The following is a 12832-nucleotide window of genomic DNA, read 5'->3' as shown; positions in this document are numbered from 1 at the left end:
ACTGCTTCGCAGCCGAACGCAGCCTCGTACCTCGGCAGCTGCTACGCGAACCGCGCGCAACCTCGGCAACTGCTACAGGTCCTCGCAACAGGTTAAGCTCGATGAACACTTTAGCCCCGCCACTCCACAGACCGAGGCACCATGATCATTTCATCTGCATCCGACTATCGCGAGGCGGCACGTCGCAAACTTCCCCGATTTCTGTTCGATTACATTGATGGCGGCGCTTACGCCGAGCATACGTTGCGGGCCAACAGTGCCGACCTGACCGGCATCAGCCTGCGTCAGCGCATTCTGAAAAACGTCGAAACCCTGAGCCTCGAAACCACCCTCTTCGATCAACCGCTTTCGATGCCGATCATACTGGCGCCGGTCGGCCTGACGGGCATGTTCGCCCGGCGTGGTGAAGTGCAGGCAGTCAAAGCGGCGGAGAACAAAGGCATTCCGCTGTGCCTGTCCACGGTGTCGGTATGCTCGATCGAGGAAGTCACGGCCCACAGCCAGCAATCGATCTGGTTTCAGCTGTATGTGCTGAAAGACCGGGGCTTCATGAAAAACGCCTTGGAGCGCGCGAAGGCCGCCGGGGTGAAGAACCTGGTGTTTACCGTGGACATGCCCACCCCAGGCGCCCGATACCGGGATGCGCACTCGGGCATGTCCGGCCCGTTCGCCTCTTCGCGGCGGATGCTCCAGGCGATGACCAAACCCGACTGGGCGTTCAACGTTGGCTTGATGGGACGGCCGCACGATCTGGGCAATATTTCAAAGTACCTGGGCAAAGCCGTCACCCTCGAAGACTACATGGGCTGGCTGGCCAACAACTTCGACCCGTCGATAAGCTGGAGCGATCTGGAGTGGATTCGTGAGTTCTGGAAAGGCCCGATGATCATCAAAGGCATTCTCGATCCGCAGGATGCGAAGGATGCGGTGAGCTTCGGCGCGGATGGCATCGTGGTGTCGAACCACGGTGGGCGGCAGTTGGATGGCGTGCTGTCGACGACCAAGGCGTTGCCGCCGATCATGCAGGCCGTGGGCAATGACCTGACGGTGCTGGTGGACTCGGGGATTCGTTCGGGGCTGGATGTGGTGCGGATGCTGGCGCTGGGGGCCAAAGGCGTGCTGCTGGGGCGGTCCATGGCTTATGCATTGGCGGCCGATGGTCAGCGTGGGGTGGAGAACATGCTGGATATTTTCGCCAAGGAAATGCGCGTGGCCATGACGTTGACCGGGGTGACGTCGATTGGGCAGATTGATGAATCGACGTTGGTGGCTGCTACCCGGTAACGAGCTTCGACACTGACCCTGTGGCGAGGGAGCTTGCTCCCGCTGGGCTGCGAAGCTGCCCCAAAAGAACGGGACTGCTACGCACTCCAGCGGGAGCAAGCTCCCTCGCCACAGGTCAGCGCCACAATCACTCAAAGTTTTCGATGATCTCGAACTTCACCTGATCGGGATAGAACGCCACATAGTTACGAATCTGCTCCACAGACACCTTGGGGTTTTCATAACTCCATACCGCATTGGCGCCTTCGTGCCCCGGAATCTGCAAACTGAAATAACTGGCATCGCCCTTGTAGGGGCAATAGCTGGTGTGATCGGTGCGGGCGAAATACTTTTCGTCGATGTCTTCGCGCGGGACGTAATACACCGGAGGGTAGTTGGCCTCAAGCAGCACCAGCGACCGGGCGGAGGCGGCCACCTGGATGCCGTGGAACTTCACCAGCAGGCAACCGGGTTGCTCGGCGATGGTGATGACAGGACTGGGACCGGAGCTTTTCATGGATTTCTCCTGAGTCATGGGATGAACGTATCCCTGTGGCGAGGGAGCTTGCTCCCGCTGGCTGCGAAGCAGCCCCGAAATCTGAGACCTCGAACTGTCAGGTATAACCCAAATTTCGCATTCACGACTGCTTCGCAGCCGAACGGGAGCAAGCTCCCTCGCCACAACATCAAAAGATCAAGCCACGATATCCGTCACCGCCGCCTGCCCCACCGTCCCCACCGCAAAATCCACCGCGCCATGCCCGGTCAAATCCACCATCAAACTGGTCTGATTGGTCTGCGCAAAGTACGTCAGGATCGCATCCCCGGCATGCCCGGTAAAACCGCCAACGAAGTTCAACGTCGCCGCGCCCGAAGCAAACTCAGCAATCCCCGACAGGTCAATCTTGTCCTGGCCGCTGGTGAAATCCATGATCCAGTCCGGCGCAGTCATGGTCGAATCGCTCGCCGCGCCAAACACAAAAGTGTCCGCCCCCGCCCCGCCCCACAACGAATCACCGCCACCGGCACCGTAGAGGATGTCGTTACCGGCCCCGCCTTCCAGAGCGTTCGCCACCGCGTTGCCGATCAGCAGGTCATTGCCCGAACCGCCGACCGCGTTTTCCATAGTCACGCCGTGGGCGATGGAAACGTTGCCCACAAGACCGCCAACGTCGGAGAACGAACCTTCGTTGAGGTTGATCTTCTGGTTCTGGCTGAAACCGGAGAAGTCCAGGGTGTCGTTGCCACCGCCGTCCCACACCGAAAACACCACTTTCGACGCCGCCGAAGTAGCGCTGTAGAAGTCCCGTTCGGCGTTGGAGTTGAAGCCATACACCGTGTCGCTGGCGCGGGTGTCCAGGTTGGCGCCGTAGAGTTTCTGCACCGCAACGATGTCGTCCAGTAACGGGGCCGAGGCGTAGGCTCCGCTGCCATCCTTGCTGAAATTCTGGTGCGTATTGCTTTCGCTCCAGTAGCTCATGAGGCTGTAGCCACGGGTGTCCTGGGCGTAGGTCACGTCGTTGTAGGTCGGGTTGCCGTTGCCGGCGTTGTACACACCAGGGTGCGACAGGCCCAGGGTGTGGCCGATTTCGTGAGTCAGGGTCTGGCGCCCGTAGTTGTTGGTGTCCGGGGTTTTATTCACCTGGTATTGATCGTTGATCATGTACCAGGACTGGCCGTCGTACTGACTGCCCTGAGGCAGGTAGGCGAACGCCGCGCCGCCGGTGTTGTTGCTGTAGTTACCGAAGGTCATGTGACCGTCGCCGCCAGCGCCTTCGCGGAAGGTGACGTTGGCCACGTCCGACCAGGATTGCATCGACAATACGGCCTGGGCTTTTTGCTGGGCGCTGAATTCGCTGAACGTGCCGAGGGCCCGGTCGTAGTTCGCCGGTTTCGCAGTCAGGAAGGTGTAGCTGAGGTCGATCTTGCCGTCGGCATTCTGGTCGTGCCAGGACGCGCCTTTACGCAGGATCTGGTCCGCCGCCTGATCGGCGGTGAAGGATGGCTTGCCGTTCACCAAAACGCTGCCGCCACGGTCGTACAGATGGCTGAAGGTGTCGACTGTCGAGTAGGCGTCACTGGCCCGGGATTTTGCTTGAGACATTGCTTACGTCCTTGTTCAAAGTAGTCAGTTTCCGACAGACCACGGCGATCCCTTGGCGAGATCGTCCTGTCACTCGCCCCAAAAAAGGCGAGGTGAAACTGACACAGCCTGAAACGTGGCGCTAATCAATTTCTCGATAGCGCTGCGGTTCAACCATCCGTGGATCGCGACACTGCCTCCCACGCCTCGATCTCTTGCGCCATCGTCGCCAATCGCTCGCGCACCAGTTGCAGGGCATCGCTGCCCAGCAACAAATGCGCGGGCGGTGCGTCGCTGGCGATCAAGGTCAGCATGGCGCGCGCAGCTTTCACCGGGTCGCCCAATTGCTTGCCGCTCTTTTTCTGGCGCGCGGTGCGGATCGGGTCGAATGTCGCGTCATAGTCGGCGATGCTGCGCTCGGAGCGACGCATCGAGCGCCCGGCCCAGTCGGTGCGAAACGAGCCCGGCGCCACTGCCGTGACCGCGATGCCGAACGGTTTGAGTTCCTTGCTCAAGGTGTCGGAAATGCCTTCCAGGGCAAATTTGCTGCCGCAGTAATAGGCGATGCCGGGCATGGTGATAAAGCCGCCCATGGAGGTGATGTTAATGATGTGTCCGGCCCGGCGCTGGCGGAAGAACGGCACGAACGCCTTGGTCACGGCCACCGCGCCGAACACGTTGACGTCGAACTGCTGGCGCATCTCTTCCAGCGCCGATTCCTCGAAAATTCCTTCATGGCCGTAACCGGCGTTGTTGACCAATACATCCACCGGCCCGAGGGTGCTTTCGACCTCGGCGACGACGGCATCGATAACGCTGAAATCGGTGACATCCAGGCAGCGGCCGAAGGCGTTTTTCGAGGGATGTTGTTCAAACTCGATGCGGGCCGTTTCGTTGCGCACGGTGCCAATCACCCGGTGCCCTGCGGCCAGGGCTTCGTTGGCCAGGGCCTGGCCGAAGCCACTGCTGACGCCGGTGATGAAAAGCGTTTTGGTTGTCGTCATGGTCGCGTTCCGCCGTGGTTGTGAAGTTGTAGCCATGATAGGGAGGCAGCCTTGATGGCTGAACGCCGATTACTGTGGGTGTTTTGCCTAATCCTATGAGCCGATTGATTTACGGCGTACGGCGGTTCACATTCGAGCCAGTGATATCGCACGAGGAAGACATGTGAGCGCGGCAAAGGTTGATCAAAACGATGACCAGCAACGAATGATCACGTTGCTGACGAAGCTCGCCCCGGACGAGGGTTACAACCTGACGGCACTGCCGGATGTCCGTTTATTGCGTTGTAACCGTCCGCTGGCACGTACGCCGGTGCTCTACGATCCGGGCATCGTCATCGTCTGTCAGGGTAGCAAACGCGGGTATTGGGGCGATGCGACTTACCTCTACGATGCCCAGCATTATCTGGCGGTTGCCGTGCCCGTGCCGTTCACCATGGAAACCGACGCCAGCGCCGAGGAGCCATTGCTGGCGATCTATTTCCATCTGGACTTTAACCTCGCCGCCGACCTGATGCTGCAACTCGATGACCAGCCCACCGCCGAGCCCAAGGGCATGTACGCCTCGCCGATGGAAGCGTGTTTGAGCCAATCGGTGTTGCGTCTGCTGGAAGCCCTCGACCTGCCGCTGGATGGCCGCATTCTCGGGCCGTCGCTGGTGCGGGAAATCTATTACCGAATCCTCACCGGCGCCCAGGGCGGCTCGATGCGCGCCGCCCTCACCGCCCGAGGCCGCTTCGGCCGGATCTCCCTGGCCTTGCGTAAAATCCACGGCAGCCTTGGCGAACGGCTCGACGTCGAACAACTGGCCTCGGAGGCGAACATGAGCATGCCGACCTTTCACGCGCACTTCAAAGCCGTTACCCACACTTCGCCGATGCAGTATCTGAAATCCACCCGCCTGCACCAGGCCCGACTGTTGATGGCGCGCAACGGCTACAGCGTGGCGCTGGCGGCCTCGGAAGTCGGTTATGAAAGCGGCTCGCAATTCAGTCGCGAGTTCAAACGGCTATTTGGCCGGACGCCGACCGATGAAGTGGCACGGATGAAAGGCGCGTTCGCGCTGCCGCCGCCGGTGCAGGATTCGGTGTTTGTGTCGTCGCATTAAGCCATTTCATGGCCTGCCACCTTCCGCTACAGTGCCGACCCATCGCTTCGGCAAGAATCACACTCTGGAGAGCAAAATGGACATTGCAGGCATCCCCTTTGGCACCACCGACTGGACCCACATCAAACCCACCGAACACCCGGGAGAAACCGGCAGCGCTCTTTGGCGCACGCAACAGTTCGGGGCGATTCGGGTGCGTATCGTCGAATACACACCGGGGTACTTGGCTGATCACTGGTGCTCCAAGGGCCATGTGTTGTTTTGCCTTGAAGGGGAACTGCAAACCGAGTTGGACGATGGCCGCCAATTCGTGCTCAAACCCGGCATGAGTTACCAGGTCGCGGACAATGCTGAAGCGCATCGGTCCTCAACGTCCACTGGCGCCAGATTGTTCATCGTCGACTGATAACCAATGTGGGAGCGAGCCTGCTCGCGAAGATGCCGGCTCATTCAAAAATGATGTCGCCTGACACTCCGTCTTCGCGAGCAAGCCCGCTCCCACAAGGGATCGTGGTCGTGCACACATACAAGGCACAACACAGGACAACTGTGGGAGCGTGGCTTGCCCGCGAAGAGGCCGGCACATTCAACATCAGATTCGCCAGACACACCGCTTTCGCGAGCAAGCCCGCTCCCACAGGGGATCGTGGTCGTGCACACATACAAGGCACAACACAGGACAACTGTGGGAGCGTGGCTTGCCCGCGAAGAGGCCGGCATATTCAACTCAGATTCGCCAGACCCACCGCGTTCGCGAGCAAGCCCGCTCCCACAAGGGATCGTGGTCGTGCACACATGCAAGGCACAACACAGGACAACTGTGGGAGCGTGGCTTGCCCGCGAAGAGGCCGGCATATTCAACATCAGATTCGCCAGACCCACCGCGTTCGCGAGCAAGCCCGCTCCCACACTGAATCACGGCGAAATGGGCCAGGTGCAAATCAGTGGCCTCTACCACGATCGTTTCGAACGTCGGGACGGTCGCTGGGCCTTTACCGAACGCCGCTTCGAGTTGCACTTCCTGACGCCGCTGGCCGGATGGAAAGCGCTCGCTGGTCTGGAAGCCTCGGCCTGACCCTCAGTCATCATCGGCAACCTTTTATCTGTATATCCATACAGATAAAGGTTGCTCCAATCAAAATCCCTGCGCATTCTGTTCACCTTCTTCAAACCGACTTGAACGATGGTGGTTATGCAGCTGTACCTCTGTGAAAAACCTTCCCAGGCCAAAGACATCGCGGCAGTGCTCGGCGCCAAGCGCCGGGGCGACGGTTGCTGGTTGGGAACGAACGTCACGGTGACCTGGTGCATCGGCCATCTTCTGGAAACCGCCCCGCCGGATGCCTACGACGCGCGTTACAAGCGCTGGGTGCTGGCAGATCTGCCGATCATCCCCGACAAATGGAAGATGACCGTCAAGCCGCGTACCGCCAGCCAATACAAAGCAGTGAAGCGCTTGCTCGGCGAGGCCACTGAGCTGGTGATCGCCACCGATGCCGACCGTGAGGGCGAGATGATCGCCCGGGAACTGGTGGAGCATTGCCGTTATCGAGGACCGATCCAACGGCTATGGCTGTCGGCGCTGGACGATGCCTCGATCCGCAAGGCCCTGGCGGCACTGAAGCCGGGGGCCGAGACGTTCAGCCTCTACCATTCGGCGCTGGGCCGCTCCCGCGCCGATTGGCTGATCGGGATGAACATGAGCCGGTTGTTCACCTTGCTTGGGCGCCAGTCCGGTTACCAAGGGGTGTTGCCGGTGGGTCGCGTGCAAACGCCGACCTTGCGCCTGGTGGTGGATCGGGATCGCAGCATTGCCGATTTCGTTCCGGTCGCCTATTGGGCTATCGATGTGCAATTGCTGCACGATGGCACGGCGTTCACCGCACAGTGGCGCGCGGCGTCCGATGTTTGTGATGATCAGGATCGCTGTCTGAATCAGGCCCTGGCGCAGCAAGCAGCGGCGGCAATGAGCAGCGCGACGAGCGCCCGGGTGATCAAGCTGCGCACCGAGCGCATGCGTGAAATCGCACCGTTGCCGTTCGACCTGGGTACCTTGCAGGAAGTCTGCTCGAAGAAACTCGGGCTCGGCGCCCAGGAAACCCTCGATATCGCCCAGGCCCTCTACGAAACCCACAAAGTCATCACCTACCCGCGAAGCGATTGCGGCTACCTGCCCCTGAGCCAGCACAGCGAAGCCCCAAGCATTCTCGCGGCGCTACGTCAGGCTGACCCGAGCCTGAACGCCTTAAACGAGCATTTGGAGCCGCAGCGGCGCTCACGAGCCTGGAACGATGCCAAGGTCAGCGCTCACCACGGCATTATCCCCACCGCAGCAGCAAAAAACCTTGAGCGACTGGTGGGCAAACAACGGGCGGTCTACACCCTGATTCGTGCGCGTTATCTGGCGCAGTTCCTGCCCAACCATGAATACGACCGCACCCAGGCCGACTTCGACTGTGCCGGTGAAGCCTTGCGCGCCGTGGGCAAACAGATTGTCGAACCCGGCTGGAAGCGTGCCCTGCCCGAAGCGTTGGCACCGGCCAAGGGACGTGAGGCGCCAGCGCCACAAACCTTGCCGGCGCTGGCCGAAGGACGCGATTGCGCGGTGGCAGACGTCAAGCTCAAGGACCTCTGGACCCAACCGCCCAAGCCGTTCACCGAAGGCGATCTGATCAAGGCAATGAAGAACGTCGCCAAACTGGTGGAAGACCCGCTGCTCAAGCAGAAGCTCAAGGACACCACCGGGATCGGCACCGAAGCGACCCGCGCCTCGATCATCCAGGGCCTGCTCGACCGTGGTTATCTGGTGAAGAACGGCAAGGCCCTGGCCGCGACGCCGGCCGCGTTCAGCCTGATCGATGCCGTGCCGCGAGCCATCGCCGACCCCGGCACCACTGCAATCTGGGAACAGGCCTTGGACATGGTGCAAAGCGGCGAAATGAGCCTGGAAGAATTCGTCACCAAACAAGCCGCGTGGATGAGCAAGCAAGTCGCCCGTTGTGCGGGCCTGAGCATGACCATCAGTGGACCGGCGAGCCCGGCCGGTCGCGGCGCCACTCCGTGGAAGAAAAAACGCAAGTCCGCCCCGCGCAAGCCCGCGACCGGCACCAAACGCGCCGCCAAACCGGCGAGCAAAGCTTGAGGGCACTTCATGAAGTCCCGAATGGTCTAGTGTTGCTCAAGCCCGGCGATCGCCCCACTTTCTGAAAAGGCACCGACCATGATCATCGTCCATCACCTGAACAACTCCCGCTCCCAGCGCATTCTCTGGCTGCTGGAAGAACTGGCCATCCCCTACGAACTGAAGCTCTATCAGCGCGACCCGAAAACCAACCTCGCGCCACCGGAACTGAAAGCCATCGACGCCTTGGGCAAGTCGCCGGTGATCGAGGATGGTGCGCAGAAGCTGATCGAGTCCGCCGCGATCATCGACTACCTGATTCGTCGTCACGGCCAGGGTCGCCTGCAACCTGATCCATCCACCGCCGCCTACGATCAATACGTGCAGTGGCTGCACTTCGCCGAAGGCTCGGCGATGTTGCCGCTGATGTTGAATCTGTACGTGGGCAAGCTCGGTGAAGCCGGCGCGCCGCTGCATCCGCGAATCAACTCGGAAGTGGCGAATTACCTGAGCTACCTCGACACCGCACTGAGCCAGTCCGATTACCTGCTGGGCGATGAATTCAGCGCCGCCGATATCCAGATGAGCTTTATCGGCGAGATCGCCAGGGCCCAGGGCAAGTTGCGTGACTATCCTCATATTGCCGCCTGGGTTGAACGCTTCCAGGCGCGTCCGGCCTACGCCGCCGCTTTGAAAACGGGTGGCAAGTACGACTTCGCGCCGCACTGAGAATCTGTAGCAGCCTGCGCCCGGCTCTGTAGCAGCTGCCGAGGCACGAGGCTGCGTTCGGCTGCGCAGCAGTCGTGTAATCAGCCGACGCGGTGCTTCAGGAAGACCACGAGCTCAGGTTTTACGACTGCTTCGCAGCCGAACGCAGCCTCGTGCCTCGGCAGCTGCTACAAGTATCAGGCCTTACCAGAGCGCTCCCGCCATGTCTCGAATCGAATTGCATGCCGCCCATCGCGATGAGCTGGAAACCATTGAAAACCTGATGCAGTTCTACGTGTACGACTTCAGCGAATGGTTGCCGTTGAAACTGGGCGAGCAGGGTTTATTCAACATCCAGCCTAAACCGGACTACTGGCAGCAACCGGCCACGCGCCCGTTCTTGATCAGGGTCGATGGCGAACTGGCCGGGTTTGTGACCGTCGACGGTGACACCCACGTTGCCGGCGCCGAGTACAACATCGGCTACTTTTTTGTCAGCCGACGCTTTCGTGGCCAAGGTGTCGCGAAGTTTGTCGTCTCTGCCCTCTTGAGCCGATTGCCCGGTCAGTGGCAAATTTTCCACATCGATGCGAACCAGCCTGCACAGCGGTTCTGGGCGCGTGTGATCCCGGTTCTTACCCTGGGAGAATTCACAACGCATCAACTCGAGGTGGACGGCTATCCGTGCACCTCCTACTGCTTCGAAAGCCCCCGCCACAGCCCCTCGGGCGACCCTTCCTAATTCCAAAAGCACTTTGTCCGACAATATGTAGTGACTAAAAATAATCACTACATAACCGTTGACGCCGTCGATTTGCCCTTGCATGATGCAGACGTCTCCCCGATCGGGAGTACAGGCAACATGTTTGAGCAAGCTCGTCTGACCGCCGAGCTGTTTTTCCCGGATACACGCTGCCCACAAGGCAGATTGAAGAAGCTGACCTGGCCCGAACGTCCAGTACAAAGACGAGAAGCGCTGGCGAAATGTTCTCATGAAGCTTGTGGCCGACCCTGAAAACGTCGGCAGTGGCCTCCAGGTTTTCGCCGCTTCTCTTCGTTGTGACGCTATTGCGTAGCAGTTATTCAACACGACTACATGCAGCAGACGCGAGACCCCGTCAATTTGACGGCTGACCGCTGACGTCCTGGTTTCGGTGCCAGGGATCAACTAACCGATGGGCTACCTGTATTAGCGAATCAACTTTGAAAGATCACCAAATGGTCAAGGGGCTTACTATGAATCTGAACAATCAAACCACTATCGATGAACTGGCTCGTATGTTCGCTGCGCAAAAAGACAGCCACGACAGCCATATCCTTTGGATCAGCAAGTCGGGCCAGGTGCACATGGACTGCCTGTCGCCGCATGCTCACGAAGAAGAGTTCGACAAGAACAACCAGAACCTGCTGGCCCGCCTGAAGATGTACCGTCGCGGCCAGGGTTATGTCGGCAAGAAAGCCGCCGCCGACAAGGACTTCATCGGTAATGTTCTGCAAACTCTGAAACAGGCGTGGGCATCGATGCAGAACCAGAACGAAGTTCGGGTGATTGATCGGTTCTACTAAGCAACATTGAAAAAAGGGCCTGCTTCCATTGAGGAGCAGGCCCTTTTTTTATGCCCGAAATATCACATCGAACCCTGTGGGAGCGAGCCAGCTCGCGAAAGTGGTAGCTCAGACAACAATGATGTTGGATGTGACGGCCTCTTCGCGAGCAGGCTCGCTCCCACAGTGGTTCGCGGTGACTAGGGGAACTTCGTACTTAGCACCAAATCCACAAACGCCGACGCCGCCGCGCTGTGGTAGTTATTCCGCCGCCGCAACAACGCCGCCCCGCGCTGCGGCGCCTCCCCCGTCACCACAATCTTGCGCAACGCGCGATCCTGCGTCGCAATCGCCTCCGGCAAAATCGTCGCGACCGCCGTATGCCGAATCACCTCCAGCAGCGTGCTCACCGAGTTCACTTCGATCACCACTTTGGGCGTGATGCCTTGCTGGCGGAAATATTCGTCAATGGACGACCGGGTAATGAACTCCGGCGCCAGCAAGGCGAACTCCAATTGCGCCACCTCGCTCGGCGCCAGCGCGCCCTGGCTTTCATACAACGGATGATCACGCCCGACCATCACCCCAAGGGTTTCTACGAACGCCGGGAGGCACTCGATTTCGGGGTTTCGCACCGGCGTAAAAGCGATAGCAATGTCCAATGAGTCGTCCGCCAGCCCGGCCTCGATGTCGTCCATGGACAACTCGAAAATCTCCAGGTGAATGTTCGGGAAGCGCGCCACGTAATCGCGCACCAGCGGCCCCACCAGGTACGCCATGAACGTCGGCGTCATGGCCAGGCGCAAGGTGCCACGGGACAAGTCCTTCACGTCGAGCAACGCACGCTTGCCCGCCTCCAGTTCCACCAATACACGACGGGCGCATTCGATGTAGGCCTCGCCGGCATCGGTAGTTTTGACCGTGCGCGAAGTGCGGTCGAACAGGCTCACGCCGAGTGTTTCCTCCAGCTGGCGGATCTGCTGGGACAGGGTCGGTTGGGAGACGTGCAGCGCTTCGGCGGCGCGGGTGAAGCCGCCGTGGTCGGCGACGGCGATCAGGTAACGCAAATGTCGGAGCAGCATCGGAACACCATCTATAGGCTGTGCTTATGCTCGGCATTGTATATCGGTCTTGGACGCTATGGATCAATCGGCAGAAGATTGCTCCACACACAGCAACAACCCAATCCGATAAAGGAGTCACACCATGCAACAGTCCCACGCTTACAACGATCAGAGTCTGGCCCTGACCACTTCGATTCTCGATGCCAAGGCGCGCAAAAACCTGTCCTGGCAGGACCTGAGCGACGGCACCGGCCTGAGCCTGGCCTACGTTACCGCCGCCCTGCTCGGCCAGCATCCACTGCCGGAAGCCGCCGCCAAAGTGGTCGGCGACAAGCTGGAGCTGGACGCCGACAGCATCGCCCGTCTGCAAATCATCCCGCTGCGCGGCAGCCTGGCCGGTGTGCCGACCGACCCGACCATCTACCGCTTCCACGAAATGATCCAGATCTACGGCACCACGCTCAAAGCCCTGGTTCATGAGCAATTCGGCGACGGCATCATCAGCGCGATCAACTTCAAGCTGGACATGAAGAAAGTCGAAGACCCGGAAGGCGGCTCCCGCGCCGTGATCACCCTGGACGGCAAGTTCCTGCCACTGCGTCCTTTCTAAACCAGGACAGGCCCGCTTAACCGGCGGGCCTCCCCCCAAATTCCACAGGTCACCACTTTCGACTGGAGGACGCCCCATGCAAAAAATTCTGCTCGCACTGTCGCTGATCGCCGGTTTGGCAACCCAGGCTCAAGCCCAGGACAGCGCCGTCGCCTACCAATACGGCATGGACCTGGACATCGCTCAGGTCGTGAATATCACCCCGGTTGCCGATGTCTGCGGCCCGGCGCCGGTGGAGATGACCTACCTCGACTCCAAAGGCGTAACGCACATTTTGCAGTACAGCGAATTCGGCACCGGCTGCTCGAACTGAGCCGCCACCGTTCATC

General features: G+C 60.0%; 14 protein-coding genes. 10 read left to right on the top strand and 4 right to left on the bottom strand.

From position 1 onward, the window contains the following. Positions 1-141 precede the first annotated feature (141 nt). Complete coding sequence (gene lldD / locus ACIOYV_RS02025; protein WP_265039027.1) at positions 142-1284, top strand: FMN-dependent L-lactate dehydrogenase LldD; 1143 nt, start codon at positions 142-144, stop codon at positions 1282-1284. Positions 1285-1411: 127 nt separating this feature from the next. Here lldD and ACIOYV_RS02020 read toward each other — a convergent pair whose 3' ends face one another. From ACIOYV_RS02020 to ACIOYV_RS02010, 3 genes are all read right to left on the bottom strand, one after another. Further along, entirely contained in the window at positions 1412-1780 is a 369-nt protein-coding gene (locus tag ACIOYV_RS02020) for a DUF427 domain-containing protein (protein ID WP_054052884.1), read from the bottom strand. Positions 1781-1957: 177 nt separating this feature from the next. Further along, a complete protein-coding gene (locus ACIOYV_RS02015; RefSeq protein WP_401320389.1) occupies positions 1958-3367 on the bottom strand; it encodes a serralysin family metalloprotease in 1410 nt (469 codons plus the stop codon). Positions 3368-3516: 149 nt separating this feature from the next. After that, complete coding sequence (locus ACIOYV_RS02010) at positions 3517-4350, bottom strand: oxidoreductase (protein ID WP_401320386.1); 834 nt, start codon at positions 4348-4350, stop codon at positions 3517-3519. A gap of 205 nt (positions 4351-4555) precedes the next feature. Here ACIOYV_RS02010 and ACIOYV_RS02005 point away from each other — a divergent pair, with 205 nt between their 5' ends. The 7 genes from ACIOYV_RS02005 to ACIOYV_RS01975 all read left to right on the top strand — a co-directional run bounded on the left by ACIOYV_RS02005 (position 4556) and on the right by ACIOYV_RS01975 (position 10850). Beyond that, a complete protein-coding gene (locus tag ACIOYV_RS02005) occupies positions 4556-5455 on the top strand; it encodes an AraC family transcriptional regulator N-terminal domain-containing protein (RefSeq protein WP_401322560.1) in 900 nt (299 codons plus the stop codon). Positions 5456-5531: 76 nt separating this feature from the next. Continuing rightward, positions 5532-5861: a DHCW motif cupin fold protein gene (locus ACIOYV_RS02000; protein ID WP_401320384.1), complete on the top strand. Its 330-nt coding sequence runs from the start codon at positions 5532-5534 to the stop codon at positions 5859-5861. A gap of 519 nt (positions 5862-6380) precedes the next feature. Next, a complete protein-coding gene (locus tag ACIOYV_RS01995; protein ID WP_401320381.1) occupies positions 6381-6530 on the top strand; it encodes a hypothetical protein in 150 nt (49 codons plus the stop codon). Between the two features lie 117 nt (positions 6531-6647). Beyond that, positions 6648-8597 (top strand): DNA topoisomerase III, encoded by a 1950-nt coding sequence (locus ACIOYV_RS01990; RefSeq protein WP_401320378.1) that lies wholly within the window; start codon positions 6648-6650, stop codon positions 8595-8597. Positions 8598-8675: 78 nt separating this feature from the next. Continuing rightward, positions 8676-9305, top strand: coding sequence for a glutathione S-transferase family protein (locus ACIOYV_RS01985; protein ID WP_163914337.1), 630 nt, complete (start codon positions 8676-8678; stop codon positions 9303-9305). A gap of 202 nt (positions 9306-9507) precedes the next feature. Then, positions 9508-10026 (top strand): GNAT family N-acetyltransferase, encoded by a 519-nt coding sequence (locus tag ACIOYV_RS01980; RefSeq protein WP_401320375.1) that lies wholly within the window; start codon positions 9508-9510, stop codon positions 10024-10026. Positions 10027-10520: 494 nt separating this feature from the next. Further along, on the top strand, positions 10521-10850 hold the full coding sequence (locus tag ACIOYV_RS01975) for a hypothetical protein (protein WP_054050362.1): 330 nt from the start codon (positions 10521-10523) through the stop codon (positions 10848-10850). A 179-nt stretch (positions 10851-11029) separates the two neighbouring features. On the opposite strand, the gene cynR is transcribed toward ACIOYV_RS01975, so the two are convergent. After that, positions 11030-11911, bottom strand: a complete 882-nt coding sequence (cynR, locus tag ACIOYV_RS01970) for a transcriptional regulator CynR (protein ID WP_401320372.1) — start codon at positions 11909-11911, stop codon at positions 11030-11032. A gap of 124 nt (positions 11912-12035) precedes the next feature. Here cynR and cynS point away from each other — a divergent pair, with 124 nt between their 5' ends. Beyond that, positions 12036-12503, top strand: coding sequence for a cyanase (gene cynS, locus ACIOYV_RS01965; RefSeq protein ID WP_054050366.1), 468 nt, complete (start codon positions 12036-12038; stop codon positions 12501-12503). Positions 12504-12579: 76 nt separating this feature from the next. Further along, a complete protein-coding gene (locus ACIOYV_RS01960; protein ID WP_401320369.1) occupies positions 12580-12816 on the top strand; it encodes a DUF2790 domain-containing protein in 237 nt (78 codons plus the stop codon). Positions 12817-12832 lie beyond the last annotated feature (16 nt).

Origin of the sequence: Pseudomonas sp. NPDC087342, assembly GCF_044744265.1 — a bacterium.
Lineage (GTDB): Bacteria > Pseudomonadota > Gammaproteobacteria > Pseudomonadales > Pseudomonadaceae > Aquipseudomonas > Aquipseudomonas nunensis.
The sequence above is the reverse complement of the archived record's forward strand: the minus strand, read 5'-3'. Positions and strand labels throughout refer to the sequence as shown.

Excerpts from the sequence above, each read along its gene's own strand:
- ACIOYV_RS02005 (WP_401322560.1), top strand. The coding sequence starts at position 4,556 with ATGATCACGTTGCTGACGAAGCTCGCCCCGGACGAGGGTTACAACCTG.
- lldD (WP_265039027.1), top strand. The coding sequence starts at position 142 with ATGATCATTTCATCTGCATCCGACTATCGCGAGGCGGCACGTCGCAAA.
- ACIOYV_RS02000 (WP_401320384.1), top strand. The coding sequence starts at position 5,532 with ATGGACATTGCAGGCATCCCCTTTGGCACCACCGACTGGACCCACATC.
- ACIOYV_RS01990 (WP_401320378.1), top strand. The coding sequence starts at position 6,648 with ATGCAGCTGTACCTCTGTGAAAAACCTTCCCAGGCCAAAGACATCGCG.
- ACIOYV_RS02020 (WP_054052884.1), bottom strand. The coding sequence starts at position 1,780 with ATGAAAAGCTCCGGTCCCAGTCCTGTCATCACCATCGCCGAGCAACCC.
- ACIOYV_RS02010 (WP_401320386.1), bottom strand. The coding sequence starts at position 4,350 with ATGACGACAACCAAAACGCTTTTCATCACCGGCGTCAGCAGTGGCTTC.
- ACIOYV_RS01975 (WP_054050362.1), top strand. The coding sequence starts at position 10,521 with ATGAATCTGAACAATCAAACCACTATCGATGAACTGGCTCGTATGTTC.
- cynR (WP_401320372.1), bottom strand. The coding sequence starts at position 11,911 with ATGCTGCTCCGACATTTGCGTTACCTGATCGCCGTCGCCGACCACGGC.
- ACIOYV_RS01960 (WP_401320369.1), top strand. The coding sequence starts at position 12,580 with ATGCAAAAAATTCTGCTCGCACTGTCGCTGATCGCCGGTTTGGCAACC.
- ACIOYV_RS02015 (WP_401320389.1), bottom strand. The coding sequence starts at position 3,367 with ATGTCTCAAGCAAAATCCCGGGCCAGTGACGCCTACTCGACAGTCGAC.
- cynS (WP_054050366.1), top strand. The coding sequence starts at position 12,036 with ATGCAACAGTCCCACGCTTACAACGATCAGAGTCTGGCCCTGACCACT.
- ACIOYV_RS01985 (WP_163914337.1), top strand. The coding sequence starts at position 8,676 with ATGATCATCGTCCATCACCTGAACAACTCCCGCTCCCAGCGCATTCTC.
- ACIOYV_RS01980 (WP_401320375.1), top strand. The coding sequence starts at position 9,508 with ATGTCTCGAATCGAATTGCATGCCGCCCATCGCGATGAGCTGGAAACC.
- ACIOYV_RS01995 (WP_401320381.1), top strand. The coding sequence starts at position 6,381 with ATGGGCCAGGTGCAAATCAGTGGCCTCTACCACGATCGTTTCGAACGT.